This is a genomic window from Streptomyces sp. NRRL F-2580, from assembly GCF_000720115.1.
Classification (GTDB): Bacteria; Actinomycetota; Actinomycetes; order Streptomycetales; family Streptomycetaceae; genus Streptomyces.
The window spans coordinates 70,385-96,109 of sequence record NZ_JOIR01000037.1 but is presented as its reverse complement, the minus strand read 5'-3'; the positions used below and the strand labels follow the sequence as shown (position 1 = coordinate 96,109).

Here is a 25,725-nt window from a genome sequence, read left to right as displayed (position 1 = left end):
TGGTCTGGGCGCTCGGGAAGGGTGCGGAGGCCATCACGGGGCCGGGTCCGGGCTGGTCGGGGGTTCGGGGGACGCCGCGGGGCGGGTCGGGGCGGGGCCAGCGGGACCTGCGGCGCCAGCGGGAACTGCGGGGCCAGCGGCGCCGGCGGGAGCTGCGGCGCCGGCGGGACCAGCAGAACCTGCGGCACCTGCGGCGGCAGCGGCGTCTGCCTCGCCGGCGGGACCTGCGACGCCCGCGGCGCCAGCGGGGCTAGCGGCGTCTGTGGGGCTAGCGGGGTCTGCGGGACCTGCGGCGCCAGCGGGACCGGCGGCGTCTGCGGGGACCGGGGTGCGGTCGGTTGCCGGGGCTTCGCCCGGGGTGGAGGGGTGGGCCGGGGTGCCGGCGCGGGCCGAGGCCACGACTGCCCACAGGACCCAGATGACGGCCACCAGTGCGCGGGCCCAGGCGGGGCTGAGGGGGGTCCAGGGGATCATCAGGACGGCTTTGTCGAAGGCGTCCAGCAGGGTGAGCGCGGCCAGCAGCAGGGTCAGGCGGGCCAACCAGGGGCGGCTGGGGCGCAGGGCCAGGCCGACGCCGGTCCACCACAGGCCGAGCAGGAGGAGGGCGAGGGCCGGGACGAAGGTGGCCGTCATCGCCGTGGTGGAGCCGGCCACGTCCAGGGCGAGGCCGGCCAGGCCCAGGAGGGTGGCCGCCGTGCCCAGCCGGGAGCCCCGCAGGCGGCGCCACCACAGGACCCCGCCGACCAGCAGCAGGGCCGCGGCCACGGCGAGCGCGAGCTGGGTCTCGACCCGCTCCAGGCCGCGCGCGCCGTACCAGTCGCAACCGGCCGGGAGTTTGCGCGCCTGGACGTTGTAGTCGGCGCAGAGGAGGAGTTGGACCAGCTTGACCGGTTCCCCGACCAGCCGGGCCGAAGCGCCGGAGACGGCGCCCCGGCGGTCACCGCACTGGGGGACCGTGCCGGGGGTGGAGCCGTCGGGTCCGTCCTGCCAGCAGTTGCCGCGGCCCTGCCCGTCCCACCACACGTCCATGCCGTTGGGGCGGGCGGCGCCGGACTTGTCCTTGCCCATGACGTTCCCGGCGTACCGGTTGTGGTGGGAGGTGTCGGTCTGCTTCGACCACTCCTCCTCGCCCCGGATGAAGGCGGGGACCGCGCTGAGGAAGAAGCCCGCGCGCCGGTGCCCGTACACCCAGTTGTCCTCGTACAGGTTCCAGTTGCCGCCCGCGGTGATGATGCCGGTGCCGGGCGGCATGGAGATCTGCGGGCAGACGACCCCGCGTTCGTAGCCGCGCTCGATCGGCGGTTTGGCGCAGGTGCCGTCGGCGACGTGGTGGTAGTAGTCCTGGTTGTTGTCGTGGATCAGGTTCCGCTCGAACTTGGCGTGGTTCTGCGGGAGTCCGGGGTGGCCGGGGAAGGCGCTGTCCATCGAGGCGCCGCCCATGTTCTGGTCGAACTCGTTGTCGTGCACCCAGACCGAGTCCCCCGCGGTGCCCGAGTAGCCGACCATGTTGTGGTGGCTGCGGCAGCCGGTGATCTCGATGGAGTGGCGCGGGACGTCGTAGCCGCGGCCGTCGTTGATGTTGGAGGCACTGCCGGGGTAGATGCCGGAGTCGCCGTTGCCGTACGACTCGCAGTTCTTGTAGAGCCCGTGGTCGCTGGCGAAGGTCAGGAAGCCGTACTCGTCGTTCCAGCGGGTCAGTACGTCGTCGATGACGAAGCCGTCGCCCGCGAGCACGTAGAGCGAGTTGAAGGTGGTGCGCTGGGCGGTGAAGTTGCGGAAGTAGATGCCGTTGGACTTGTCGGCGCGGATGGCGTTCAGCTTCTGGTACTTCGCGTCGACGACCACGTCCAGCCGTGACGCGCCCGTGCCCTCGATCTGGAGGTTCGTCTTGCCGAGGATCGCGACGAGGTTCTGGTTGTGCCGGCACTGCGCCTGCTGCTCGTACGACAGGATCTGGTAGCCGAGCGAGGACTCGGGGGCCTTCAGTGCGGCGCACTCCCCCGTCGGCTTCGGAAGCGAGGGCTCCTCCTCGTACAGGCCGGGGAGGATCGCGATGTTCATCCCGGGCCGGTCGACGGCGTCGACGGCTTCCTGGATGTGGCGGTAGCCGCTCTTCTCGCACCGCTCGTACAGGGCGAGGTTGCGCCGTCGGAGCTCTTCCGGGAAGGCGGATATCCGGCGTTCGAAGGCGGGCCGGTCGGTCTTGCAGACGACCAGGTCGGGCTCCGCCTCGCGGTACTCCGGTACGGATCCGGAGCCGTCGGGGAGGGTGACCGGGCGTTCCTCGTGCGCGCGGGCGGCGGGCGCGGCGGCGAAGAGGGTAAGGAGGGCGAAGAGGGCGGCGAGGAGCGCCGCCGGCACGGCAGGGAACCTGCGGGTCCACGACATGCGCGTGAGAGTAGAGCAATGTTCACCTTTTGGGATCCCCCTCTGCGCGAATCCGTCCCGGGCCTCCGGGGCCCGACTCACGGGACCACCCGGAACGCGACTCCCCGGACCGCCCGGAACACGACTCCCCGGGCCACCCGGAACACGACTCTCCGGGACCCCGTTGACGCACGGGCCGCGGAATCCTACTGTCAACCATAGGATTCCTTCGACGGAGCGGGAGCAGCACATGAGCGAGCAGGCCGGCAGCGAACAGGCCAGGAAGACGGCGGAGGCACTGGAGTACCTCACCGGCTTCGGCAACGAGCACAGCTCGGAGGCCGTCCCCGGCGCCCTGCCGCTCGGCCGGAACTCGCCCCAGCGCGCACCCCTCGGCCTCTACGCCGAGCAGCTCAGCGGCAGCGCCTTCACCGAGCCCCGCACCCACAACCGCCGCTCGTGGCTCTACCGGATCCGCCCCTCGGCCGCACACCCGCCCTTCACCCGGATCGACAACGGAGCCCTGCGCACCGCCCCCTTCACCGAGGCCCCGGCGGACCCGAACCGGCTGCGCTGGAACCCTCTGCCCGACCCGGCCCCCGGCACCGACTTCCTGTCCGGCCTGTGGACCCTCGGCGGCAACGGCGACGCGGCCCAGCGCGCCGGCATGGCCATCCACCTCTACGCCGCCAACGCGTCCATGACGGACCGGGTGTTCAGCGACTCCGACGGCGAGCTGCTGATCGTCCCCGAGCGCGGCGGCCTGCTCCTGCGCACCGAACTCGGCCTGCTCGCCGCCCGGCCGGGCGACATGGCCCTCATCCCGCGCGGGGTCCGTTTCCGCGTCGAGCTGCTGGACGCCGACGCCCGCGGCTACGTCTGCGAGAACTACGGCCAGCCCTTCGAACTGCCGAACCTGGGCCCGATCGGCGCCAACGGCCTCGCCGCCGCACGGGACTTCCAGGCCCCGGTGGCCGCGTACGAGGACGTGGAGCGCCCGACCGAGGTGATCAACAAGTTCTGCGGCAACCTCTGGTCGGCCACCTACGACCACTCCCCGCTCGACGTGGTCGCCTGGCACGGCAGCCACGTCCCGTACGTCTACGACCTGCACCGCTTCAACGTCCTGGGCTCGATCAGCTACGACCACCCCGACCCGTCGATCTTCACGGTCCTGACCTCGCCCTCCGACACCCCGGGCCTGGCGGGCGTGGACTTCGTGGTCTTCGCCCCGCGCTGGCTGGTCGGCGAGGACACCTTCCGCCCGCCCTACTTCCACCGCAACGTGATGAGCGAGTACATGGGCCTCATCGAGGGCGCCTACGACGCCAAGGCCGAGGGCTTCGTCCCCGGCGGCGGCTCGCTCCACAACATGATGTCCGCGCACGGCCCGGACCGGGAGACCTTCGACCGGGCGAGCGCCGCCGAGCTGAAGCCGCAGAAGATCGACGACGGCCTGGCCTTCATGTTCGAGACCCGCTGGCCGATCACCGCCACCGCCCAGGCGGCCGGCGCCGATCACCTCCAGCGCGGCTACGACGACGTGTGGCAGGGTCTGCAGCGCCACTTCCGCGCCTGACCTGCACTGCATACCCTGCATGCGCTGCACGTCACCCCTGTCCAGCCCCGTTCGGAGATCCACCCGTGACCCCCGTGACCGCCTTCGCCCCCGACTCGCTGGTACTGAACCGGAAGCTGCCGCTCTGGTATCAGGTGTCGCAGTCCCTGCGCGCCTCGATACTCGGGCGCACTCCGGACGCCTCGCTGCGCCTGCCCACCGAGGAGCAGCTCGCCGAGCACTACGGGGTGAGCGTGCTGACCATGCGGCAGGCGCTCAAGGAGCTGGAGGGCGAGGGGCTGATCAGCAGGCACCGGCGGCGCGGCACCTTCATCGAGCCGGGCGCGCTGCGCAGCACCCCGGTCCGGCTGCTGGGCTCGGTCGACGCGATCGTGGCCCAGCAGTCGGGTGATCGCACGACGATCCTCGGCCACGGGCGCACGCCCGTGGCCGGGGAGCTGCTGGAGCACTTCCCGGCCACGCCGGAGGTGGTCACGTACCGCCGGCTGCGCCACGACCGCGAGAGCGGAGAGCCGACCAACTGGGCGGAGAACGCGGTCCTGCCGGAGTTCGCCGAGGCCGTGGACCTCGCCGATCTGGAGCGCTGGCCGATGACCAAGGTGCTGCGGGACGTGGTGGGCGTGCGCATCAGCCGCATCACGGACACGGTGGAGGCCCGGCTCGCCGACCCGGAGACGGCGGAGCTGCTCCAGGTCCCGCTGCTCAGCCCGATCCTGCACTACACGGGCGTGACGTACGACGAGGACGGCCGGGTGGTGGACGTGGCGCGGATCCGCTACCGCGGCGACCGCTTCTCCTTCACCGTGACGGTCGACGCCCACTGACGGGGCCCGTCACGTCGGCGGCCTCCTTCTCGTCGGTCTCCGTGCTGCGCTCGCCCTCCGCCTGGGACGGCGTGGTCCGCATCGTCTGGGGGTGCCGCTCCTTGCGCTGCTTCTCGTCCATGTCCTCGTCGAGGCGCTCGCCCTCGGCCTGCGACGGAGTCGAGTATTCGTCGTACTGGCTCATGACCGTCTCCTCGGTCGATCCCGTACGTACGCCACGCACGCTTCACGTATGCGTACATTGCGCACATAAGGAGCGTAGCGCTTCGGCCTGGACGCAGCCCGGCCATCGGACCCCGTCGCTACCATCGGCGGCGTGAGCGAAGACGTACCGCTGCTGGACGATCTGATGCCCTGGGCCGTGGGCGGCCTGCGCCTGGGCCGGGACTGGGTGGCCGCACCCGATCCGGCGGCCCTGCGCGCCCGCTGGGCCACCCTGACCGGCTCCGAAGGGGCCGAGCGGGAGCGGCTGTTCCGCCCGAGCCGGGTGCGCACGCCCGCCGCCGGGGCGGCCGCCCTGCCGGGCCAGCGCTCGGCGGCCACGGCCCGTTTCGCCGACGCGCCCGGCCCCTGCCCCGACCCCGTACGGGTGCTGCGCGAGCCCTTCGACGAGCAGTGGCTCCTGCCCGACCAGCGGCTGATCGACACGGCCCGTCCGGAGCTCTGGCGGGTGCGGGACGAGCACCAGGTGTTCCTCGTCGAGGCCCCCGGCCCGCTGGTCACCGCGCACCTCCCGGCCGGCCGGCTCGGCCGGATCCGCCCGCTGCACCGGCGCCCCGGCGGCGCCGAGCCCAACATCGCCCCCGGCCTGCTGCCCCTGCTGGGCGAGCGCTACGGGGGCTGGATCACCGCCGAGGACTTCCTGTGCTGGGTGCTCGCCGCGGGCAGGCCGGGGCCGCGCGGCCACGAGGTCCCGCTCGCCGCCAATCCCGCGCACTGGCGGTCCGGGCTGGAGCTGGGGCACCGGCTGCTCACCGTCCAGCTGCGCGGGGCGCGCGGAGGTGAGCCGCCGCGGCTGCCGGGCGGCCGGCGCCCGTACGTCCGCTCGGCGGTCGGGGCGTGGCCGCACGGGCTCGCGTACGACGCCGGGAGCCAGACGCTGAGCCTCGGGAGCGGAACGGTCTCCCCCGTACCTGCCGGAGCCTGGGAGTACGAGGCGCAGGGCGTGCGGGTACTGGAGGCCTGGTTCGCCGCGCGCACCGCGCACCGCGGCCCGGACGCCGACGGGCTGGAGGCGCTGGGGCCCGCCGAGTGGCCGCAGAGCTGGACCTCGGAGCTGCTCGCCCTGGTGACCACTTTGGCACTGCTGGCCGATCTGGCGCCGGAGCGGGCCGCGTTCGAGCCGGGGCCGGGCCTGTCGGCGGAGGGGCTGCGCGCGGCCGGGGTGCTGCCGCCGCCGGGCTGGGCCCGGCGGCCGGCCTCGGTGCTGGATCACCACGAGGAGGGCCCGGGCGGGCAGTTCGCGCTGCTCTGAGCGTCCGCGCGGACGAACCCCGCACGGGCAGACCCGCGCGGACGAACCGGCGCGGACCAACCCGCGCCGGACCAACCCGCACGCGCGATGCCCGCGCGACGACGCCCGCAGGCGCACCCGCGCCGTGCGCCTCCGCGCCGGGCGAACTCGCGCCGGACCAACCCGCGCCGGACACCTCCGCACCGGACCGACCCGCACGCACGACGCCCGCGCGACGACGCCCGCAGGCGCCCCCGCGCCGGGCGAACCCGCACGGGCCGACCCGCGCCGGGCGAACCGGCATGGACCAACCCGCGCCGTGCGCACCCGCGCCGGGCGCCTCCGCGCCGGACCGATCCGCACGCACGACGCCCGCGCGACGACGTCCGCAGGCGCACCGCTACGGACCCCACGCCCCCAGCAGCCGCGACACCGAGCGGTCGAACACCGCGGCCATGTCCAGCCCCGCGCCCGGGACCGGGCCGCCACCCGTGAGGGCCGCCGCCAGCCGCGGATACTCCCCGGTGGCCAGCCGGGAGCCGAGCCAGGCCGTCCGTACGCCCTGCTCCTCCGCCTCGCTCCACGGCAGGGTCCGGGCCCGCTCGGCCAGCGCCAGCTCGCCCGCCACATAGGTCGCGACGGTGCCGTTGACCGCGGCGACGAGCTCCAGCTTCTCGGTGTCCGGCACGTCCAGCGGCACCAGGCAGTCCAGGCTGTACTCCAGGTAGCGCAGGGCGTTCGGGCCGAAGCCGTACACGGGGCTCAGCAGCCGCGGCAGCCAGGGGTGGCGGTGCATCAGCGCGCGCGTCTGCCGGGCCAGTGCCAGCTGGTCGGCCCGCCAATCGCCCGTCGGCGGGGTGAACTCGTACTCCCCGCTGACCGCGTCGACCATCAGCTCGTACAGGTCCTCCTTGCGCGGCACGTAGTTGTAGAGGGACATCGTCCCCGCTCCGATCCCGGCGGCCACGCGCCGCATCGAGACGGCCTCGATCCCCTCCGCGTCGGCGACGCGCACCGCCTCGGCCGCGATGGACTCGCGGCTGTGCGCGGGCCTGGGGCCGCGGCCGGCCCGCTGGGGCCGGGACCAGATCACTTCGGGTTCAGCGGGTCGCCCGCCGGCTGTCATCGCTCAGATCACCTCGCCTCGTCGTCTCGACCCCATCTTAGTTACGTACGTCGTACGTAGTGCGGTACGGTGTCGCACATGACTACTACGTACGCTGTACTTAGTGAGGGTCTGGAAAAGAGCTACGGGGAGGTCCACGCCCTGCGCGGCCTCGACCTCACCGTCCCCGAGGGCACGGTCTGCGGCCTCCTCGGCCCCAACGGCGCGGGCAAGACCACCGCCGTCCGGATCCTCACCACCCTCACGGCGCCCACCGCCGGCCGCGCCCTCGTCGCCGGCCACGACGTCTCCCGCGAGCCCGCGGCCGTCCGCCGCGCGATCGGGGTCACCGGCCAGTACGCCTCCGTCGACGGGGACCTGACGGGCCGCGAGAACCTCCGGCTCTTCGCCCGGCTCGCCGGACTGCGCGGCTCCACGGGCCGGGCCCGCGCCGACGAACTGCTGGAGCGGTTCGGGCTCGCCGAGGTCGCCGGCCGGGTGGCCGGCACCTGGTCCGGCGGTATGAAGCGGCGCCTGGACCTGGTCGCCGGGCTGGTGACCCGCCCCAGGGTGCTGTTCCTCGACGAGCCCACCACCGGCCTGGATCCGGCGGCCCGCGAGCAGATCTGGAGCGCGGTGCGCGAACTCGCGCAGGAGGGCACCACCGTGCTGCTCACCACCCAGTACCTGGAGGAGGCCGACCGGCTCGCCGACGACATCGTGGTCGTCGACCGCGGCCGGGTGGCCGCCACCGGCACCCCGGCCGCACTCAAGGCCCGCATCGGCGCCTACGCGGAGGTCACGGTCACCGACCGCATGGCGCTGTCCGGCGCCGCCTGCGTCCTCGACCAGCTCACCGGGGGCCGGCCCGTGCTCGACGAGGAGCGGCTGACCGTCGGCGCGACCGTCCTCGACAGCGGGCTCACCCTGCCCCGGATCATCCGGGAGCTCGACACCGCCGGTGTTCCGGTCATCGACGCCGGCCTGCGCCCGCCCACCCTCGACGAGGTGTTCCTGCGCCTCACCCAGGCCCGTCCCGCCGACCAGGAGTACGCCGCATGAGCACCCTGCTGTCCGACGGCGGAGCCGTCTTCACCCGCCAGCTCCAGAAGGCCCGCCACGCCCCCGCGCTGCTGATCCTCACCCAGACCATGCCGATCACCATGCTGTTGTTCTTCGGCTACGTCTTCGGCAGCGCCCTCGCCATGCCGGGCGCCGAGTACCGGGAGTTCCTGGTGCCCGGGCTGCTCGCGGCCACCGCCGCGAGCGGCCTGATGACCGGCATGTTCACGGCGGCGCAGGATGCCCACCGCGGCGTGATGGACCGTTTCCGCACCCTTCCGATGAGCCGCACCGCCGTCCCGCTCGGGCAGACGGCGGCCGATCTCCTCACTACAGGCGTGTCGATGGTGCCGCTGATGCTGGTGGGACTGGCGATGGGCTGGCGGATCGAGAACGGCCTGCCCGGCGCGCTGGGCGCCCTGGGCGTGCTCCTGCTGTTCCGCTTCGCCACCGCGTGGGTGGGCACGTACCTCGGCCTGCTCAGCAGGAGCGAGGAGGCGGCGGGCCAGCTCGGCAGCACCACCTTCGTCCTGCCGATGCTGTCCAGCGCGTACCTGCCGACCGCCGGACTGCCCGGGTGGCTGCGCGCGGTCGCCGAGTGGAACCCGATCAGCGCCGTCGCCACCGCCGTGCGCGCGCTGTGCGGGAACGCCGGGGCCGAGGCGTCGGCGGGCGCGGCCTGGCCCGCGGCGCATCCCGTGGCCGGGGCCCTGCTGTGGTCGGTGCTGCTCCTCGTGCTGTTCGTGCCCCTGGCCACGCGCAGGTTCGCCCGCGGGGAGGCGGCGCGCGGATGACGCATGTCACCACCGCGTGTGGTGACAGTTCCCGTCCGAGCCGGTAGGCAGGGCCCATGGCTACCGCAACGGCTCCCGAACCGTCCTCCGAACCGGCCCCCGAACCGCTCCCGCTGGAGGGCATCACCGTCGTCGCCGTCGAACAGGCCGTCTCGGCCCCCTTCGCCACCCGACAGCTCGCCGACCTCGGCGCGCGGGTGATCAAGGTCGAGCGTCCCGACGGCGGCGACTTCGCGCGCGCCTACGACACCGCCGCGCACGGCCTCGCCTCGCACTTCGTCTGGGCCAACCGGGGCAAGGAGTCGATCGCGCTCGACCTGAAGGACCCGCGCGGCCTGGAGGTCCTGCACGGCCTGCTGGCCGGAGCCGACGTGTTCGTGCAGAACCTCGCGCAGGGCGCCGCCGCCCGGCTCGGCCTCGACTCGGCCGCGCTGTGCGCGCGTTACCCGCGGCTGGTCGCCGTGGACGTCTCCGGCTACGGCCCCGGCGGCCCGTACGCCCACAAGCGCGCCTATGACATGCTCGTGCAGTGCGAGGCGGGGCTGGTCTCGGTGACCGGAACCCCGGAGCAGCCCGTCAAGGCGGGGATCCCGGCGGCGGACATCGCGGCGGCCATGTACGCCTTCTCGGGAGTCCTCGCCGCGCTGCTGCGCCGGGGGGTCACCGGGCGCGGGGGCAGGGTGGAGGTGTCCATGCTGGACGCGCTGGCCGAGTGGATGGGGCATCCGCTGCACCACACGATGCACGGCGGGGAGCAGCCCGTGCGCACCGGACTCGCGCACGCGGTGATCGCGCCGTACGACGCCTATCCGACGGCCGACGGGGACCGGGTGCTGCTGTCGGTGCAGAACGACCGGGAGTGGGCTCGGCTCGCCCGACAGGTGCTGGAGCGGCCGGAGTTGGCGGACGATCCGGCGTACGCGACCAACACGGCACGCACGTCGAACCGGGAGAAGACCGACGCGGTCGTGGCGGAGGCACTGGGCCGGCTGGGCGCCGACGAGGCGATCGGCCGGCTGGAGGCGGCGGGCATCGCCTGCGCGCGGCTGAACTCGGTGGCCCAGTTGGCCGGGCATCCGCAGCTGGCGGCCCGGGACCGCTGGCGGGAGGTGGGGTCACCGGCCGGTCCGCTGCGGGCCCTGCTGCCGCCGATCGGGCTGCCGGGCGGCGCGGCACCGCACATGGGTGCGGTGCCCGCGCTGGGCGAACACACCGAAGCCCTGCTGCGCGCCCTGGGGATGGCAGACGCGCAGATCTCGGAACTGCGCCGGGACGGTGTGATCGGGTAGGGCCGGGAGGCCGCGGGCCCGAGGGCGAGCGGCCGCGGTGCGGGGACGGTTACGAACGGCGGCTGCCGAAGAGCGTGCGACGCAGACGGCGCAGCGGCGCGAAGAGCGAGACGCGCGCGCTCCGGCTCCGCAGACGGTGCGTGTGGTCGCGGGAGGTGAGCTCGCGCATCAGCAGCGTCGCCTCCGCGGTCTCCCGGTGCGGGACGGCGGGTCCGCCCAGCACGGCGAGATGGCGGTCGAGGCGCGAGCTGGTCGCACCGCTGCCGCAGGTGATGGCAGGCACGCGAGGCGGCCTGCTGCGCATAGCTATCTGTTCCATGTTCTCTCCCCACCCGTACGAGGGCACCCGGCCCGGGCAGGTTAACCCTATCGCCCCCGCGTCGCCCCCGGGTATCCCGGTGGTGTGAATTACCCCTATGGGGACGGGGAGTTGACGGTTACTCAGCGGAGTCGACCGTCACTCTCCGCACAGAGGTGACGCTGCGGAAGGTCTCGCCGCGAGTCCCGTCACGACCGGGGTCACTCGGCACGCACTGCGCTAACTTGGAGTGATCGCCCGATGACACGCGGGCGCACGGCGACGCACTCGGGGGGCCCGTGTGAGTGAGGAAACGAACTCCGATCGCGTCGTGTCGGGACGCTACCGGCTGCTGGAACCGATCGGCCGCGGCGGGATGGGCATCGTGTGGCGGGGCCGCGACGAGGTGCTGGCCCGCGACGTGGCCGTCAAGGAGGTACGGGCGCCCGTCGGACTGGACCCCGCCGAACTGCAGCGCATGTACCGGCGACTGGAGCGGGAGGCCTGGGCCGCGGCCCGGATCTCGCACCGCGGGGTCGTCACCGTCTACGACGTGGCGTCCGAGGACGGGCGGCCCTGGATCGTGATGGAGCTGGTGCGCGGGCTCTCGCTGGCCGACGTACTGGAGGCCGAGGGGCCGATGACCCCGCAGCGCGCCGCGCACATCGGGGAACAGGTACTGGCCGCGCTGCGCTCCGCGCACGACGCGGGGGTGCTGCACCGGGACGTGAAGCCGGGCAACGTACTGATCGCCAATGACGGCCGGGTGGTGCTCAGCGACTTCGGGATCGCGAGCCTGGAGGGCTCCTCCGCGATCACCATGACGGGCGAGGTGGTCGGATCCCCCGAATTCCTGGCGCCCGAGCGGGCGTTGGGGCGCGATCCGGGACCCGCCTCGGACTTGTGGTCGCTCGGGGTCATGCTCTACGCGGCCGTCGAGGGGGTCACGCCGTTCCGGGAGGCCACCCCGCTGGACACCCTGCGGGCCGTGGTGGACGCGGAGTTGCCGCCGCCGCGCCGGGCCGGGCCGCTGGAGCCCGTACTGGAGGGCCTGCTGCGCAAGGACCCGGCCGAGCGGCTGCCTGCGGCGGAGGCGGCCCGGATGCTGCGGGTCGTGGGCGCCGGCGGGGCCGTACGGGCCTCCGGCGGGCCGGTGTCGGGCCCGGACTCGCCGACGGCCGTCGCGCACCACGGGCACGAGCCGTGGGGCGGTGGGCTACGGGCGGGCCAGGGGGCGTTCGGCACGCACGGCGCGCCGGCGGGACCGTACGGGCAGCCCACGCCACCGGTGCCCGGACCGGGACCGGTGCCCGGACCGGCGGAACGCGAGGGCCGGGCCGGGCTGGTGCTGGCCGCCGGGATCGCGGTGCTGGTGCTCGCCCTGGTCGCGCTGGGGTGGGTGCTGCTGAAGGACCGCGGGGACGCGGACGGCCGCGGTGGCGGCTCGGGCGCTCCGACGGGTGCGGCGACCACGGCCCGGACCGTCACCACGAGCCCCTCGGCCGCTCCCTCCGCCTCACCGGCGGCCTCGGCTTCCGCCTCGGCCACCGCGGGTCAGCACGTCTCGGTGTACGTCGTCGCCGTGCGCTCCGCCTACACGGGCAGCTGTCCGCCGCCCGAGGACCACGCGCCCGCCTTCACGGCCACCGTCGAGGTGGAGCAGGTCCCGGTGGTGCTGGAGTACCGCTGGGCCACGCGGAGCGGGCGGACCTCCGGCCCCGGCTGGCAGTCCGTCACGTACGAGGCGGGCGGGGCGCGCAGCCGGCAGCTGGAGCACTTCGAGCTCGCGCACGTCCCGGACGCGACCTTCGAGGACGCGGTCCGGCTGGAGGTGCGGGGGCCGGCGGAGGTGACCACCCAGTGGGTGGCCACCTCCGTGACGTGCAGGAAGGAGACCCCGACGGCCGGGGCCTCCTCCCCCGCGGCGAGTGCGTCACCGCCCTCGCCGACGCCGAGCGCGGCGGCGAGCCCCGCGGCCGTTGGGGCGGATCAGGCCGCGTTGGTGAAGACGGGCAGGTAGCCGCCGGACTGTCCGGCGGCGGTCGGGTGGTACGACTCGCCGATGTTGAGCCAGTTGACGCTGTGCAGCCACGCGTCGCCGGAGCAGATCTCGTGGCCCGTGAAGGCTCCGGCGACCGAGGCGAAGGTGAAGCCGTGGTCGGCGGCGCGTTTGGCGATGGCGGCGTTGAGGTGGTCGGCGGCGCCGTTGATGGCAGCGCGTTCGCCCTCGGTCAGGCCGGTGGTGCAGGTGCCGTTCAGCTTGTAGAAGCGGGGATAGCCGAGGACGACGACGCGGGCGGAGGGCGACCGGCTGTCGATGGCGTTGTAGACCTGGTCGAGCTGGCCGGGGAGGGTGGAGTCCACGTAGGCCTTGGCCTGGTTCACGCGGCTCACGCAGGTGGCTTCGGACTGGAGCACACAGGTCGTCATGACGTCGGAGAATCCGGCGTCGTTGCCGCCGATGGTGATGCTGACCAGGTCGGTGCCGGAGTTGAGCGGGGCGAGCTGGCCGGCGAGGACATCGCCCGTACGAGCGCCCGAGCAGGCGGTGAAGGAGAAGGTCTGGGGGGAATGGGCGGCGGCCCACAGGGCCGGGTAGGCGCGGGGGGTGCGCTTGCAGTTGCCGCTCGCGCTGTCGTAACTGCCGGCGCCGACGCCGGAGGAGTACGAGTCGCCCAGGGCGACGTAGCCGAAGTCGGCGGCGGCGGTGGCTTGGGGGGCGCCGAACAGGGCGGCGCCCGCGGCGAGTAACACGGAGGAGGTGAGGGCGGCGAAGCGCGACAGTCTCATGCTCATGTGTGCGGCTCCTTGTGGGGGTTACTCCTGAGTCCGTGGTACAAGCAGCCGCGCCTGGCTGGAAGTGTCCATGCCAAGAATGTTCGGGGCAGAGTTGCGGCCCGAATCTTCACTCCGGATGCGTTTGAAGAGGGAACTCGGGCACCCGATCCGGCGAAACACGGGTGCACGAGGGCACGGTGTGCCGGATCATGGGCGCCATGCCAGCCAACCCGCATGACGCGCTGCCGATCCGGCTCAACGTCGACGACAGCGACTCGCCGTCGGACGTCGTCGATGCGCTGTTCCTCGGCCGGTTCGCCTCCGGTGAGCAGCCGTACTCGCACAGCGTGTCGATCGAGCGGGTCAAGGCGGACGCGACCCTCCTGCCGCCGCAGGCCTCGGTGTTGCGCTCGGCGCGCGACAGCGACCGCAGCGCCATCCTCGCCGAGGGCGAGGGCTGGACCGTGCTCGTCTCCCGCTGGAGCCGCGGCGCGGACGTGACCGTGACGGCGGTCAGCGACCAGCTCGCGGAAAAGGTGCTCGGCGAGGCCACGGAGGGGGTGCAGGACGAACCCGAACCGCAGCCGGAGAACGTCACGATGGGCTTCTGGTACGTCTCCCCGCGCCGCGGACCGTACCGGACGACCCGCCAGATCGCGGCCGGGACCTGGGCGGAGGTGCGGCCGAACTACACCGCGCCGGTGGCCGGGGCGATGGACCGGCTGATGAAGGTGACCCCGGACGACATCGCGGGCCGGCTCCTCCTGCTGCACGGCCCGCCCGGCACGGGCAAGACCTCCGCCCTGCGCACGCTGGCCCGGTCCTGGCGGGACTGGTGCCAGGTGGACTGCGTACTGGACCCGGAGCGGCTGTTCAACGACGTGGGCTACCTGATGGACATCGCGATCGGCGAGGACGAGGGCACGTCGAAGGGCCGCTGGCGGCTGCTGCTGCTGGAGGACTGCGACGAGCTGATCCGCGGCGAGGCGCGGCACACCGCGGGGCAGGCGCTGTCACGGCTGCTGAACCTGACGGACGGGCTGCTGGGACAGGGCCGCAACGTACTGGTCGGCGTGACGACCAACGAGGACCTGGAACGGCTCCACCCGGCGGTGGTCCGGCCGGGGCGCTGCCTGGCCCGCATCGAGGTCGGCCGGCTGACCCACCGGGAGGCGGTGGACTGGCTGGGCACGGACGAGGGCGTCTCCCGCGAGGGCGCCAGCCTGGCGGAACTCTTCGCCCTGCGGCGCGGCTCGGGCCCGGCGGCGATCCTGCCGCCGCAGCCGCACAGCTCGGAGGCGGGCCTGTACCTGTAGCCGGCGCTGCGGTTCGGCCCCGCCGGCGTTCGAGGCGCGGGCGCGGGGGCGCCGTAGGGGGTCCGGGGCGGAGCCCCGGCAGTCAGCGGGCGGCGTACCGGGCCCGGAGGGCTTCGGTGGCGGCCGCGACCGCCTCCGCCTGGGTGAGGCCCAGCCGGTGGGCACGCTCCGCATAGGCCTGCGCGGCGGCCGCCGCCTCGCGGGCGGCCCCCTCGCCCGCCGCCGCGACGAAGGTCCCGTTCCGGCCCCGCGTCTCGATCACCCCGTCCGCCTCCAGCGCCCGGTACGCCTTCGCCACGGTGTTCGCGGCCAGCCCGAGCTCCTCCGCCAGCCCCCGTACCGTCGGCAGTTTGAAGCCCGCCGGCAGCTTCCCCGACCGGGCCCGGTCCGCGATCTGCGCGCGCAGCTGTTCGTACGGGGCGGCCGACCCGGCCGAGCCGTCAAGGGTGATCTTCAGGTTTGTCGAGGTCACGCGGGTGATTGTCCCCCATCGCCGGTTAATTGGGAGGCGCCCGGCGCGAAAGCGCCCGTAGCGTCTGCCGCAGGACCGCCGCGTCGATCCACGATCCACGATCCGCGACGACCCGCGACGACCCGCGACGAAGGAACTGGAGACAGCGTGACCGAGCAGCTGACCGTCGTCCTGACCAAGGCCGGGCGGACCAAGATCCGCTATCCGGCGACGCGGGTCGCCGACGACGGTGACCGGATCTCCGTACGCGCCCCCTGGGCGGCCGAGGGAGTGCGGGACTTCGGCTTCGTCCGCTTCGAGCCGGGCGACGTGTTCGTCGAGCACTTCTGGCGCACGCGCTGGTACGCGATCAAGGAAGTGTGGACCGCCGACGGCGTCCTGAAGGGCTGGTACTGCGACGTGACCCGCCCGGCCCTGGTGCGGCCCGGGGAGATCCTCGTGGAGGACCTGGACCTCGACCTGTGGGTCTCGGCGGACGTCACCTCCGTCCTGCGGCTGGACGAGGACGAGTTCGCCGAGAGCGGGCTCGTCACGAGCGACCCGGAGGCCGCCGCCCAGGCCGTGCGTGCCCTTGACGCCCTGGACGACCAGGCCCGCTCCGCGGCCGGCCTGCGCGCGCTCACCACGTAGGGGCGGCGGCCGGGCGCGGCAGGTACCCGTACCGCCGGGCCCGCCCGGCCCGCCCGGCCTGTCGGCGTGCCGGCTACTCGTCCTCGTCGAAGAACCCGGCCTCCACCTCCAGGGCGAGCCGCTGCAGGACCTCGATCGCGGACACGTCCGTCTGGCCGCTGTCGTGCTCGATGGCGAGGCTCGTGAAGGCCAGGCTGAACCCGGCGACCATGGTCTGCAGGGCGGGTCCGAGCGCCTGCGCGACCAGGCGGGCCACCTGTTCGGGGGACGAGTCGGCCGGCACGCTGATCGAGGGCAGCATCTCGTTCAGCAGGTTGGTGACCACGCGGCTGTCCGTTTCCGGGCCGTCGTCGTCCTCGCCCGCCTCCGCCGCCCGGCGGATCTCCTGGGCCTCCGTGAGGATGCCGATGACTCGTTTGAGAACCTCTGCTCGCCTCATCCCCGGAGCGTAGCCCCCACACCCGGGTGGCAACCCACCCGAAGCCCGCTTCCTGAGCCCGTCCTTACTCCTTCCTTAAGAGGACCCTAAGGATCCGCTCCAGGGGGTCGGAGCAGGCGAAAGGCGTGGTGCGGGGGGCTAGCTTGGCCGGGCCAGGACAGGAAGGGCCGCACGTGGCGCCGCCGGGGGGCGGCGCCACTGGGCCCGATTCCGATTCCGCTGGTGCGCCCCCGCCTTGTGCCCGAAGGAGATCCACCCATGCCCGCACGCCGCCGTACCGTGACGCTGGCCCGTATCGCCTCCGCAAGTTTCGCCCCGCTGGCGCTGGCCGTCTACGCCGCCGCTCCCGCGGTCGCGCACGGCTCGATGACGGACCCGGTCAGCCGGGTGGCGGCCTGCTACGCGGAGGGCCCGGAAGCGCCGAAGTCGGCGGCCTGCAAGGCGGCCGTGGCGTCCGGCGGGGCGCAGGCGTTCTACGACTGGAACGCGGTGAACATCGCCAACGCGGCCGCGAACCACCGGGCGTTGATCCCGAACGGCCAGCTGTGCTCCGCCGGCAACGACAAGTACCAGGGGCTCGACCTGGCCCGGGCCGACTGGCCGGCCAGCCCGATGACCGCCGGTGCGCACACCTTCCGCTACAAGGGCACGGCCCCGCACAAGGGTTCCTTCGAGCTGTACGTGACGAAGGACGGGTACGACCCGACGAAGCCGCTGAAGTGGTCCGACCTGGAGCCCGCGCCGTTCGCGAAGGCCACGGACCCCGGCATGCAGAACGGCGACTACGTCTTCTCGGGGACCGTCCCGAACAAGTCCGGCCGCCACCTGATCTACAGCATCTGGCAGCGCTCGGACAGCCCGGAGGCTTTCTACACCTGCTCGGACGTGGTCTTCGGCAAGGACAACGGGGGCGGCGGCGGCAACGGCGGCACCGGCACCACACCGAGCACCAAGCCCGGCACGGGGGCGTCGCCCAGTGCCAAGCCCGGCACCGGCACCGGCACCGGCGCCGGGTCCAGGCCGTCCGACAAGCCGTCCGACCAGCCCTCGGCCCCGACGGACCAGCAGATCGCCGAGGGCGCGGACAAGTCCACGGTGGAGCACAACGGCCACGGCGACAACGACCCGAAGACGAACGGGAGCACCGCCGCCGCCGTCCCGGTCCCCTCGCAGTCCGCGGCCGGCCGCCACCTCGCGGAGACGGGCGGCAACGGCGCCACCCCGGCGATCGCGATCGCCGGGGCCGGCGCCCTGGCCGTCGGCGCGGCCGTGCTGTTCGGGCTGGCCCGTCGCCGTGCGACGACGGCAGGCCGCCACGGCCGCTAGCTCACCCGTACACCGGTGAACGCCGCGGACCGCCCGCGCCGCCCGTCAGTCGAAGACGGAGGCGCAGGTGGTCCGTTCGGCGTGGGCCGGGTCGAGGGCGTTGAGCGCCTCGTGCCAGGCGATCCGGTCGGTGAGCCCGATGGCGACGTGCTCCGAGAGGTCCAGCACGCACAGGTCCTGGAGTACGACGTTCCGCACGTTGGGCCCGTTCAGGAACGCGCTCCGGTACGGCGTGACCACCTCGTCGTACTGGGTGGCGATCACCGTGTACTTCACCCCCGGCACGGTGTCCCCGCCCGCGTTCAGCTTCTGCTGGAAGGCGGATCCGGCGATCTGGTCGGCGAGGCCCGGGGTCGCGGTGCTGATCAGGTCCTCGGCCCCGGGAAAGTACGGGAGCAGCTTGGTGAAGCCCAGCAGGGTGGTGCCGTGGTTGTCGGGGGCGAGCCCGACCAGCGCGTTGACCTTCTCGGCGCCGCCGAGGAACTTCAGGTAGTAGCGCGGCATCATGCCGCCCTGCGAGTGGCCGATGATGTCGGTCTTGGCGGAGCCGGTGGCGGCGAGCACCTTGTCGACGAAGACGTCGAGCTGGCCGGCGGACTTGTCGAGGGGGCCGAGCCCGTTGAAGAAGGGCACGCCGGGCAGTTGCCCGTAGTCGAGGGAGTAGACGCAGTACCCGCGGTGCACGAGGTACGGCGCGAGTCCGAGCCAGTTGTCGACGGAGTTGCCGAAGGTGCCGTGCACGAGGACGACGGGGCGCGGGTGCGCGGCGGACGGCTTGCACGACCAGTTGTTCCAGCCGCTGCTGGGGGCGGACGCGGCCTGCGCTGCGCCGGTGGGGGCGACGAGTGCGGCGGCGGTGAGGGTGAGGACGGCCAGCGGGCGGAGCAGGCGTCTCCAGGGCAGCATCGTGTGATCTCCTTGCGGTTCGACTCAAGGGGATGGGGCGTGGGGGTTCATCCCGTGATCCGGATCACAAGGGGGCGCTGCTGCCGCCAAATTACGGGTGAGTAGCAACACAGGGAAGTTACGCGTCGGTAAAAACTCGCGTGTCGTCCGATCGACCGTCAGGCGGCCAGTGAGCCACGGGCGATGGCCTGCGGCCCGAAGCGGGCGCGGACCCGGTCCGTGACGGCTTCCAGCCGACGGGCCTTCTCGTCCTCGGGATCGAAACTGAGCTGCCGCACGGCCCGTTCGGCCGGGGTCAGGCCCTCGGCCCGCAGGGACAGCGCGCGGACCCGGGCCCGTTGCAGGCCGAGCCCCTCGTAGAGGGCGTAGGCCGTGGCGGTCAGGGTGGCCGAATGCGCGGTGGGTTCGGCCAGGGTGCGGGTGCGGGTGAGCGTGGTGCGGTCGGCGCAGCGGACGGTGAGCGAGAGGGCCCGGCAGACCTGCCCCCGGCCCGGTCCTTGTGTACGAAGCTTCGCGCCGAGCTCCTCCGTCAGCGAGAGCAGGGCCCGCCGGTGCCGTACGGGGTCCAGCTCGTCCCGGTCGAAGAGCCGCTCGGCGGCGATGGTGCGGGCGGCCGCGCCCGGACGGACGGGGGTGCGGTCGACGCCGAGGGCGCGTTCGTGCACCTCGCGGCCGAGCCGGGCGCCGAGGATCCGCCGCAGGGCGGCGGGCGGGGCCTCGGCGACCCGGCCGACGGAGTCGAGGCCGTAGGAGCACAGGGTACGGGCGGCCCTGGGGCCGACCCCGTCGAGGACGGTGACGGGCTTGCCCGCCAGGAACTCCCGTACGGCGGCGGGCTCGTCGGGGATCACCAGGGTGTCCCCGGGCCGGGCCTCGCGGGCCGCCGCCCGGGCCAGCATGGGGTTGCCGGCCACGCCGACGGCGGCGTCCACGCCGTACAGGGCGAGGGACCTGACCCGGACCACGGCGGCCAGCCGGCGGGCGTCGCAGCCGAAGTAGCGCAGCGCGCCCCGGACATCGGCGAGGGCGGTGTCGGGCGCCAGGGCCTGCACGGCCGGGGTGATCCCGCCGAGCAGCGCGAGCACCCCGGCGTACGCCTCGGCCCCGAGCGGTCCGCCGCCGGCGGGGCTCAGCCGCAGGCACATCACGGTGCTCATCCCGCGCTCCCCGGGCTGGAGTGCCACAGCTTGCGGCCGGTCGCGGGGCCGGTGCCCGGGGGCTGGAGGTCGGCCCACGGGTTCATCTCGTACCCCGTGGACATGCGGATCCGGCGCTCGGGGACCTGTTCCTGCTCCTCCGCCGCACCGTCACCGCCACGACCGTCGGCGCCGTCACCGCCACCACGACCGTCACCACCGTCACCGCCACGACCGTCACCGCCGGAGGCGGCCGGCTCGGCCGCCAGCCGGCCCGCCACCGCGTCCAGACCGCCCGCCGCCCGCAGTTCCACCAGCTCCGCCAGGTTCCACGCCGCCGCCCCGACCACGCTCAGGCTCTGCGGGCCCCGCCGCTGCACGACACCCCGTACCAGCAGCAGGAAGGAGTGGAAGACGGTGTGCGCGCACCGCTCGTGGCTGTCGTCGAAGAAGGCCAGGTCGACCAGGCCCGTGCCGTCGTCCAGGGTGGTGAAGATGACCCGCTTCCCGGACCGGATCGGCGGGGTCTGGGTGGCCGCCTTGGCCCCCGCGACCAGCACGGTCTGCCCGTGCGCGGTGTCCCGCAGCCGGTGCGCCGGGACCACTCCCAGCTCGGCCAGGAAGGCGTGGTGGTCCCCCATCAGGTGCCGCGAGGCGTCCATGCCGAGGACGCCCAGCTCGGCGCTGAGCCGTTCCGCCTCGGTGAGGTCGGGCAGCCCGACGGAGGCCGTGGACCGGCCGCCCTCCAGGGGGAGTTGGGGGCCGCGCACCCCGGCCGCCCGCTGGGCACCGTGCAGTTCGGTCAAGTGCAGGAGCAGGTCGCGCCGGTTGGCGCCGAAGGCGTCCAACGCCCCTACCTGTGCCAGTCGTTCGGCGACCGGGCGGCCCGGGTGCGCCCGGTCCCAGAAGTCGCGCAGGGAGGCGTACGGCTGTCCGTCCTCGATCCGGCCGGCCTCGGCCCCACTGATGCCGTGGACGTCGGACAGGCCCAGGCGCAGCCCCCACACCGCCCGGGCCGCGACATCGGACACCAGTTCGATGCGATGGGCGGCCGCCGACCGGTTCACGTCCAGCGGCAGCACCGGCACGCCCCGCCGCCGCGCGTCCGCCAGCAGCAGCCGCTTCGGGTACATCCCCGGATCGTGGGTCAGCAGCCCGGCGTAGAAGGCCGCCGGATGGTGCGCCTTCAGCCACGCCGACTGGTACGTGGGCACGGCGAAGGCCACCGCGTGCGCCTTGCAGAAGCCGTAACTGCCGAAGGCCTCCACGATCTCCCAGGTCCGCGCGATCACCTCCGCCGGATAGCCGCGCCCGCCCGCCTCCGCCGCGAACCAGACCTTGATGCGCGCCTGCGACTGCGGGTCGGACAGGCCGCGCCGCACGCGGTCGGCCTCGTCCCGCCCGCAGCCGGTCATGACGTGCACGATCTCGATGATCTGCTCGTGGAAGACCACCACCCCGTACGTCTCGCGCAGCGCGTCCGCCAGGTCCGGGTGCGGGAAGCGGACCGGCGCCCGTCCGTGCCGGGCCTCGATGAAGGGCCGCACCATGTCGGCGGCCACCGGCCCCGGCCGGAAGAGGGAGATGTCGACGACCAGGTCGTGGAAGGTCGACGGCTGCAGCCGCCCCACCAGGTCGCGCTGGCCCGGGGATTCGATCTGGAAGCAGCCCAGGGTCTCGGCCGAGCGGATCAGCTCGTACGTGGCCCGGTCCCCCGGCGGCACCTGCGCCGGGTCGTCCAGGTCGAGCTCCTCCCCCGTGCCGCGCCGGACCTCCGCGACGGCGTGCGCCATCGCGGACTGCATCCGTACGCCCAGCACGTCCAGCTTGAGCAGCCCGAGCTCCTCCACGTCGTCCTTGTCGAACTGGGACATGGGGAAGCCCTCGCCGCTGGTGGGCACCACGGGCGTACGGGCGAGCAGGGAGGCGTCGGAGAGCAGCACTCCGCACGGGTGCATGGCGATCCCGCGCGGCAGCGCGTCGAGCGATTCGACGAGCTCCCACAGCCGCCCGTACGACTCCCCCCGTACGTCACGCAGTTCGGGGAGTTCCGCCAGCGCGGCGCGGGCGTCGCGGGCCCGGATGTGCGGGAAGGACTTGGCGAGCCTGTCGATGACGGCCGGGTCCATGGACAGGGCGGCGCCGACGTCGCGGACGGCGTGCCGCACCCGGTAGGTCTCGGGCATGGAGACGGTGGCGACGCGCTCGGTGCCGAACCGGTCGATGATGCGGCGGTAGACCTCCAGCCTGCGGGCGGACTCCACGTCGATGTCGATGTCGGGCAGGACGCGCCGGCGCTTGGACAGGAAGCGTTCCATCAGCAGGCCGTGCGCGACGGGGTCGGCGTGCGCGATGCCGAGCAGGTGGTTGACGAGGGAGCCGGCTCCGGAGCCGCGGGCGGCCACCCGGATCCCCATCTCCCGTACGTCGTCCACCACTTGGGCGACCGTCAGGAAGTACGAGGCGAAACCGTGGTAGGCGATGATGTCGAGCTCGTGGTGCATCCGCTCCCAGTACGCGCGGTCGTCCGCGTACCCGCGCAGCACCATGCCCGCCGAGGCCCGGGAGGCGAGGACGCGCTGGGCGCTGCGGTGGGCGGCGCCGACGAGCCGGGCCTCGGGGAAGTGCACGGAGCCCATGCCGAGGTCGTCCTCGGGGTCCACGGCGCAGGCCCCGGCGGTACGGGCGGTCTCCGCGAGCAGGCGCCTGGCGTCGGCGGGGCGCAGCCCGGCCGCCTGGGCGATGCGGTCGGCGGCCTCGGCCATGGCGGCGGGGGCCTTGAGCCAGCGTTCGCCGGTGTCGAGGGGCCCGCGGGGGTCGATGGGGACCAGGCGGCGGGCCGCGTCGAGGATGTCGGCGACCGGGCCCTGGCCGGGGTCGGCGTAGCGGACGGCGTTCGTGAGCACGGCCGGGACGCCCTGTTCGGCGGCGAAGCCGACGGTACGGGCCGCCAGCCGCAGCGAGCCGGGCCCGGTGCCGGTGCGGCCGTGGTGGACGGCCTCCAGGCGCAGGGAGTCACCGTAGATCTCCCGCCAGGGCGCGAGCAGCCGGGCGGCCCGGTCGGGGCGGCCCGCGGCGAGCGCCCGCCCCACTTCGGAGCCGGGCCCGAGGAGGACGAAGACGCCCTCCCCGCGCAGGGCCGACCAGGGCAGCACCGGCTGCCCGCCGGCCACCCGCGGGGGCGCGGCGCCGTCGGATCCGGTCCGGCCAGGCTCACCGGCGTCGGTGTGGGCGGCGCCGGCGTGGGCGGCGGTGACCATCCGGCACAGCTCGGCCCATCCGGCGGCGCCGTCCCGGGCCAGGAAGACGGCCCGCGCGGCGGACTCGTCGACGAAGGCCCCGCCCTTGACGGGGGTGCGGCGGCGGTACGAGGCCTCGACGGAGCCCGCCCGGCCGCCGGATCCGGGACCGCGGAGGCCCGTACGCGCACTGCCCGCGCCGCCCGCGCCGCCCGCGACGGAGCCGGTCGAGCCCCCCGACCCGGCCGACCCCGCCGCGGACGACACGGCCAGGTCCACCCCGAACAACGGCCGGATGCCCGCCTCCGCGCACGCCTTCGCGAACCGCACCGCGCCCGCGAGGGTGTCGCGGTCGGTCAGGGCGAGGGCGTCCATGCCCCGCTCGGCGGCACGTTCCGCCAGCCGTTCGGGGTGCGAGCCTCCGTAGCGCATGGAGAACCCCGAAACGGTGTGCAGATGCGTAAAACCAGGCACCCGCGGCCTCCTGCTTCGCTCGTTGAACACCTCCTCCCCCATCCCCACCATAGAGCAATTCGAATATCCGTGCGAAACACTTGTTCGATCCTCTGGGGTCATCCATTCAGCCCTCCCCTGCTGCGCCCCGCCCCCGGTACGCCGAGCGTGTGGAACATGACCCAGCCCACCGAGAGCACCGACGCAGGCCCGTCCGCAGGCTTCCTCGCCGAGGTCAAGGACGCCGTGACCACCCGGGCAGCCCTGCTGGTCCTGGGGGTGCTGGTCCTCCAGCTCGCCTTCATCACCTCGTACATCGGGGCCTTCCACCATCCGAAGCCGAGCGAGATCCCGATCGCCGTGACCGCCCCCCTCGCGCCGGTGGCCGAACAGACGGCGAAACAGCTCGGCGCCCTGACCGGCGAACCGCTCGACCCCCGCGTGGTCAAGGACGAGGCCGCGGCCCTCGACCAGGTCAGGCACCGGGACGTCGACGCCGCGCTGATCGTCGACCCGGGCGGCAAGACCGACCGGCTGCTGGTCGCCTCCGGCGCCGGCGCCTCGCTGTCCCAGGCCGTGGAAGAGGTCGTCGGCTTCGTCGAGAAGACCCAGGGCCGGACCCTGCGGGTCACCGACGTGGCCCCGGCCGGCAAGGGCGACAGCCGCGGCCTGAGCTCCTTCTACCTGGTCATCGGCTGGTGCGTGGGCGGCTACCTGTGCGCCGCGATCCTCGCGATCAGCGCCGGCGCCCGGCCCGCCAACGGACACCGCGCCGTCATCCGGCTCGGCGCGCTGCTCTTGTACGCGATCGCCGCCGGGCTGCTCGGCACGGTCATCGCGGGCCCGATCCTGGGCGCGCTGCCCGGCAACATCATGGGCCTGTGGGGGCTGGGCACCCTGGTCGTCTTCGCGGTCGGCGCGATCACCCTCGCCTTCCAGGGGCTCGCGGGCGTGATCGGCATCGGCCTGGCGATCCTGCTGGTGGTGGTGCTCGGCAACCCGAGCGCCGGCGGCGCGTACCCGTACCCGCTGCTGCCGCCGTTCTGGAGCGCCATCGGGCCGGCCCTGCCGCCGGGTGCCGGTACGTACGCCGCGCGCTCCATCACGTATTTCCGGGGGAACGGCGCGGGCGGGCCGATGCTGGTGCTCGCCGCCTGGGCGGTGGCCGGCTCGGCGATCACCCTGGCCTGCGCGGTGCTCCGCAAGGGCCGCCCGGGCCCCGCGGCGGGCAGCGACCTCCCGAACTGACCGGGCCCCTTGCGGGTGCCCTGCGGGCGGCTCGGCGGGGTGGGGCGGCGCCCCGCGGGTTGCCCTGCGGGCGGCTCGGCGGTGTGGGGGCGGCGCCCCTCGGGGTGCCCTGCGGGCGGCTCGGCGGTGTGGGGCGGCGCCCCGCGGGTTGCCCTGCGGGCGGGCATGGCGGGCTTGTCGGCGGGGGTCGGTCCGCGGCGCGGTTGCCCTGCAGGCAGCCCGGGAAGCCGAGCCGGGTGGGGGCCGGTTGTGCCGGGGGCGGGCGCGCGCCGGGGCGTCTCCTCGGGCGCCGAACGTGACGAGGGGTCGGAGAGCTCGGCGGAAGTGCGTTCGACGCCCTGCGGGGATCACCCCGACACACACCCACCCCCGTCCCAACCGGCCGGGCTGGCCCGATCCCTCAGCACCGCCCCACCATCCAGCCTCGCCGCACAAATTCAGCCCCGCCGGCGTTTGAGGAGCGGGGTCCGGGGCGGAGCCCCGGCGCCGCACCTTCCAGCTGCGCCGCGCTATTCCGACCTCCGCCCACCATCCGGCCTCGCCGCACAAGTTCAGCCCCGCCGGCGTTTGAGGCGCGGGGTGCGGGGCGGAGCCCCGGGCTTTGAGCATGTCGGCCCTGGCCACTACCTCCCGAGGGCCCGCACGACCCGCGCTGGACCCTCTGGATCGAGCTGTGGGCCGTACCGCCTCCAACGAGCCGCTGAAGGCGGCGCAGGAGGAGATCGACGAGAGCTGGCAGCAGGACCTGGAGGCGCTCCTCACCAAGGGCGTGCAGCAGGGCCAGCGCGGCGCGGCGCGGACCGGGCCCGGGCCCTGCGACAGGCCGACGGCGGCGCCTGCTGATCCCTGCGCCCTAGCGGGCCCGACCCGTCCGACTCCTTCATTTCGCACCGGACCGGACCGCGAGCCGGCCTTTTCCCGGCGCTTCAGCCTGATGCCGTAATTCAACGCGCAAAATCGGAAGCATCCGTGCCGACAAAGCCCCCCGAAGGGTCGTTCACGCCCGTTCAC

The 25,725-nt window shown here is 73.9% G+C and carries 22 protein-coding genes; 12 read left to right on the top strand and 10 right to left on the bottom strand.

Annotated features, from left to right (window positions below; all coding sequences use genetic code 11):
- Positions 1-33 precede the first annotated feature (33 nt).
- Positions 34-2,388 carry a right-handed parallel beta-helix repeat-containing protein gene (locus IF88_RS0131720; protein ID WP_078893269.1) on the bottom strand — a complete coding sequence of 785 codons (2,355 nt, stop codon included), beginning with the start codon at positions 2,386-2,388 and terminating at the stop codon, positions 34-36.
- A 229-nt stretch (positions 2,389-2,617) separates the two neighbouring features.
- On the opposite strand from IF88_RS0131720, the gene hmgA reads away from it, so the two are divergent.
- Positions 2,618-3,946 carry a homogentisate 1,2-dioxygenase gene (gene hmgA, locus IF88_RS0131715; RefSeq protein ID WP_030720244.1) on the top strand — a complete coding sequence of 443 codons (1,329 nt, stop codon included), beginning with the start codon at positions 2,618-2,620 and terminating at the stop codon, positions 3,944-3,946.
- Between the two features lie 74 nt (positions 3,947-4,020).
- Positions 4,021-4,770, top strand: coding sequence for a GntR family transcriptional regulator (locus IF88_RS0131710; RefSeq protein WP_030720241.1), 750 nt, complete (start codon positions 4,021-4,023; stop codon positions 4,768-4,770).
- Here the strand turns inward: IF88_RS0131710 and IF88_RS41160 are convergent.
- Positions 4,745-4,954 (bottom strand): hypothetical protein, encoded by a 210-nt coding sequence (locus IF88_RS41160; protein ID WP_037807742.1) that lies wholly within the window; start codon positions 4,952-4,954, stop codon positions 4,745-4,747. The genes IF88_RS0131710 and IF88_RS41160 overlap by 26 nt on opposite strands.
- A gap of 165 nt (positions 4,955-5,119) precedes the next feature.
- Here IF88_RS41160 and IF88_RS0131700 point away from each other — a divergent pair, with 165 nt between their 5' ends.
- Complete coding sequence (locus IF88_RS0131700) at positions 5,120-6,244, top strand: type ISP restriction/modification enzyme (protein ID WP_158754698.1); 1,125 nt, start codon at positions 5,120-5,122, stop codon at positions 6,242-6,244.
- A gap of 379 nt (positions 6,245-6,623) precedes the next feature.
- Here the strand turns inward: IF88_RS0131700 and IF88_RS0131695 are convergent, their stop codons facing one another.
- The gene (locus IF88_RS0131695) at positions 6,624-7,349 is read right to left on the bottom strand and encodes a TetR/AcrR family transcriptional regulator (protein WP_030720235.1); all 726 of its coding nucleotides are present in this window, start codon (positions 7,347-7,349) and stop codon (positions 6,624-6,626) included.
- A 78-nt stretch (positions 7,350-7,427) separates the two neighbouring features.
- On the opposite strand from IF88_RS0131695, the gene IF88_RS0131690 reads away from it, so the two are divergent.
- The 3 genes from IF88_RS0131690 to IF88_RS0131680 are packed head-to-tail and all read left to right on the top strand — an operon-like array spanning position 7,428 to position 10,473.
- A complete protein-coding gene (locus IF88_RS0131690; protein ID WP_030720232.1) occupies positions 7,428-8,390 on the top strand; it encodes a daunorubicin resistance protein DrrA family ABC transporter ATP-binding protein in 963 nt (320 codons plus the stop codon).
- A complete protein-coding gene (locus tag IF88_RS0131685) occupies positions 8,387-9,184 on the top strand; it encodes an ABC transporter permease (RefSeq protein ID WP_030720229.1) in 798 nt (265 codons plus the stop codon). Before IF88_RS0131690 ends, IF88_RS0131685 begins: the two co-directional genes overlap by 4 nt.
- Before the next feature lie 56 nt (positions 9,185-9,240).
- Positions 9,241-10,473, top strand: a complete 1,233-nt coding sequence (locus tag IF88_RS0131680) for a CaiB/BaiF CoA transferase family protein (protein ID WP_051837899.1) — start codon at positions 9,241-9,243, stop codon at positions 10,471-10,473.
- A 49-nt stretch (positions 10,474-10,522) separates the two neighbouring features.
- On the opposite strand, the gene IF88_RS0131675 is transcribed toward IF88_RS0131680, so the two are convergent.
- On the bottom strand, positions 10,523-10,792 hold the full coding sequence (locus tag IF88_RS0131675) for a hypothetical protein (RefSeq protein ID WP_030720225.1): 270 nt from the start codon (positions 10,790-10,792) through the stop codon (positions 10,523-10,525).
- Between the two features lie 280 nt (positions 10,793-11,072).
- Between IF88_RS0131675 and IF88_RS0131670 the strand changes: the two genes are divergently transcribed.
- Entirely contained in the window at positions 11,073-12,791 is a 1,719-nt protein-coding gene (locus tag IF88_RS0131670; RefSeq protein WP_051837897.1) for a serine/threonine-protein kinase, read from the top strand.
- Here IF88_RS0131670 and IF88_RS0131665 read toward each other — a convergent pair.
- Positions 12,761-13,561 carry an SGNH/GDSL hydrolase family protein gene (locus tag IF88_RS0131665; RefSeq protein ID WP_030720221.1) on the bottom strand — a complete coding sequence of 267 codons (801 nt, stop codon included), beginning with the start codon at positions 13,559-13,561 and terminating at the stop codon, positions 12,761-12,763. The genes IF88_RS0131670 and IF88_RS0131665 overlap by 31 nt on opposite strands.
- A 206-nt stretch (positions 13,562-13,767) precedes the next feature.
- On the opposite strand from IF88_RS0131665, the gene IF88_RS0131660 reads away from it, so the two are divergent.
- The gene (locus IF88_RS0131660; protein ID WP_030720219.1) at positions 13,768-14,865 is read left to right on the top strand and encodes a DUF5925 domain-containing protein; all 1,098 of its coding nucleotides are present in this window, start codon (positions 13,768-13,770) and stop codon (positions 14,863-14,865) included.
- Between the two features lie 82 nt (positions 14,866-14,947).
- Here IF88_RS0131660 and IF88_RS0131655 read toward each other — a convergent pair whose 3' ends face one another.
- Positions 14,948-15,337: a GntR family transcriptional regulator gene (locus IF88_RS0131655; protein WP_030720217.1), complete on the bottom strand. Its 390-nt coding sequence runs from the start codon at positions 15,335-15,337 to the stop codon at positions 14,948-14,950.
- A 147-nt stretch (positions 15,338-15,484) separates the two neighbouring features.
- Here IF88_RS0131655 and IF88_RS0131650 point away from each other — a divergent pair, with 147 nt between their 5' ends.
- A complete protein-coding gene (locus IF88_RS0131650; RefSeq protein ID WP_030720213.1) occupies positions 15,485-15,967 on the top strand; it encodes a DUF402 domain-containing protein in 483 nt (160 codons plus the stop codon).
- 73 nt (positions 15,968-16,040) lie between these two features.
- Here the strand turns inward: IF88_RS0131650 and IF88_RS0131645 are convergent, their stop codons facing one another.
- Positions 16,041-16,406 carry a hypothetical protein gene (locus IF88_RS0131645; RefSeq protein ID WP_030720210.1) on the bottom strand — a complete coding sequence of 122 codons (366 nt, stop codon included), beginning with the start codon at positions 16,404-16,406 and terminating at the stop codon, positions 16,041-16,043.
- 258 nt (positions 16,407-16,664) lie between these two features.
- On the opposite strand from IF88_RS0131645, the gene IF88_RS0131640 reads away from it, so the two are divergent.
- Positions 16,665-17,732, top strand: a complete 1,068-nt coding sequence (locus IF88_RS0131640; RefSeq protein ID WP_030720207.1) for a lytic polysaccharide monooxygenase auxiliary activity family 9 protein — start codon at positions 16,665-16,667, stop codon at positions 17,730-17,732.
- Between the two features lie 45 nt (positions 17,733-17,777).
- Here the strand turns inward: IF88_RS0131640 and IF88_RS0131635 are convergent, their stop codons facing one another.
- From IF88_RS0131635 to IF88_RS0131625, 3 genes are all read right to left on the bottom strand, one after another.
- Entirely contained in the window at positions 17,778-18,638 is an 861-nt protein-coding gene (locus tag IF88_RS0131635; RefSeq protein WP_030720204.1) for an esterase/lipase family protein, read from the bottom strand.
- A 158-nt stretch (positions 18,639-18,796) separates the two neighbouring features.
- Positions 18,797-19,795 (bottom strand): DNA polymerase Y family protein, encoded by a 999-nt coding sequence (locus IF88_RS0131630; RefSeq protein ID WP_030720201.1) that lies wholly within the window; start codon positions 19,793-19,795, stop codon positions 18,797-18,799.
- On the bottom strand, positions 19,792-23,529 hold the full coding sequence (locus tag IF88_RS0131625; RefSeq protein WP_420711017.1) for a DNA polymerase III subunit alpha: 3,738 nt from the start codon (positions 23,527-23,529) through the stop codon (positions 19,792-19,794). The genes IF88_RS0131630 and IF88_RS0131625 overlap by 4 nt, the downstream gene beginning before the upstream one ends.
- A gap of 114 nt (positions 23,530-23,643) precedes the next feature.
- On the opposite strand from IF88_RS0131625, the gene IF88_RS0131620 reads away from it, so the two are divergent.
- Both IF88_RS0131620 and IF88_RS47435 read left to right on the top strand, forming a co-directional pair.
- Positions 23,644-24,714: a membrane protein gene (locus tag IF88_RS0131620; RefSeq protein WP_037807738.1), complete on the top strand. Its 1,071-nt coding sequence runs from the start codon at positions 23,644-23,646 to the stop codon at positions 24,712-24,714.
- A 673-nt stretch (positions 24,715-25,387) separates the two neighbouring features.
- Positions 25,388-25,657, top strand: a complete 270-nt coding sequence (locus IF88_RS47435; protein WP_030720192.1) for a hypothetical protein — start codon at positions 25,388-25,390, stop codon at positions 25,655-25,657.
- Positions 25,658-25,725: the final 68 nt, after the last annotated feature.

Bases quoted from the DNA above. Each gene is read 5' to 3' on its own strand.
- IF88_RS0131720 (WP_078893269.1), bottom strand. From the start codon at position 2,388: ATGTCGTGGACCCGCAGGTTCCCTGCCGTGCCGGCGGCGCTCCTCGCC.
- IF88_RS0131625 (WP_420711017.1), bottom strand. From the start codon at position 23,529: ATGGGGGAGGAGGTGTTCAACGAGCGAAGCAGGAGGCCGCGGGTGCCT.
- IF88_RS0131680 (WP_051837899.1), top strand. From the start codon at position 9,241: ATGGCTACCGCAACGGCTCCCGAACCGTCCTCCGAACCGGCCCCCGAA.
- IF88_RS0131630 (WP_030720201.1), bottom strand. From the start codon at position 19,795: ATGAGCACCGTGATGTGCCTGCGGCTGAGCCCCGCCGGCGGCGGACCG.
- IF88_RS0131620 (WP_037807738.1), top strand. From the start codon at position 23,644: ATGACCCAGCCCACCGAGAGCACCGACGCAGGCCCGTCCGCAGGCTTC.
- IF88_RS0131685 (WP_030720229.1), top strand. From the start codon at position 8,387: ATGAGCACCCTGCTGTCCGACGGCGGAGCCGTCTTCACCCGCCAGCTC.
- IF88_RS0131660 (WP_030720219.1), top strand. From the start codon at position 13,768: ATGCCAGCCAACCCGCATGACGCGCTGCCGATCCGGCTCAACGTCGAC.
- IF88_RS0131695 (WP_030720235.1), bottom strand. From the start codon at position 7,349: ATGACAGCCGGCGGGCGACCCGCTGAACCCGAAGTGATCTGGTCCCGG.
- IF88_RS0131700 (WP_158754698.1), top strand. From the start codon at position 5,120: ATGCCCTGGGCCGTGGGCGGCCTGCGCCTGGGCCGGGACTGGGTGGCC.
- IF88_RS0131675 (WP_030720225.1), bottom strand. From the start codon at position 10,792: ATGGAACAGATAGCTATGCGCAGCAGGCCGCCTCGCGTGCCTGCCATC.
- IF88_RS41160 (WP_037807742.1), bottom strand. From the start codon at position 4,954: ATGAGCCAGTACGACGAATACTCGACTCCGTCGCAGGCCGAGGGCGAG.
- hmgA (WP_030720244.1), top strand. From the start codon at position 2,618: ATGAGCGAGCAGGCCGGCAGCGAACAGGCCAGGAAGACGGCGGAGGCA.
- IF88_RS0131645 (WP_030720210.1), bottom strand. From the start codon at position 16,406: ATGAGGCGAGCAGAGGTTCTCAAACGAGTCATCGGCATCCTCACGGAG.
- IF88_RS0131690 (WP_030720232.1), top strand. From the start codon at position 7,428: ATGACTACTACGTACGCTGTACTTAGTGAGGGTCTGGAAAAGAGCTAC.
- IF88_RS0131640 (WP_030720207.1), top strand. From the start codon at position 16,665: ATGCCCGCACGCCGCCGTACCGTGACGCTGGCCCGTATCGCCTCCGCA.
- IF88_RS0131635 (WP_030720204.1), bottom strand. From the start codon at position 18,638: ATGCTGCCCTGGAGACGCCTGCTCCGCCCGCTGGCCGTCCTCACCCTC.
- IF88_RS0131665 (WP_030720221.1), bottom strand. From the start codon at position 13,561: ATGAGACTGTCGCGCTTCGCCGCCCTCACCTCCTCCGTGTTACTCGCC.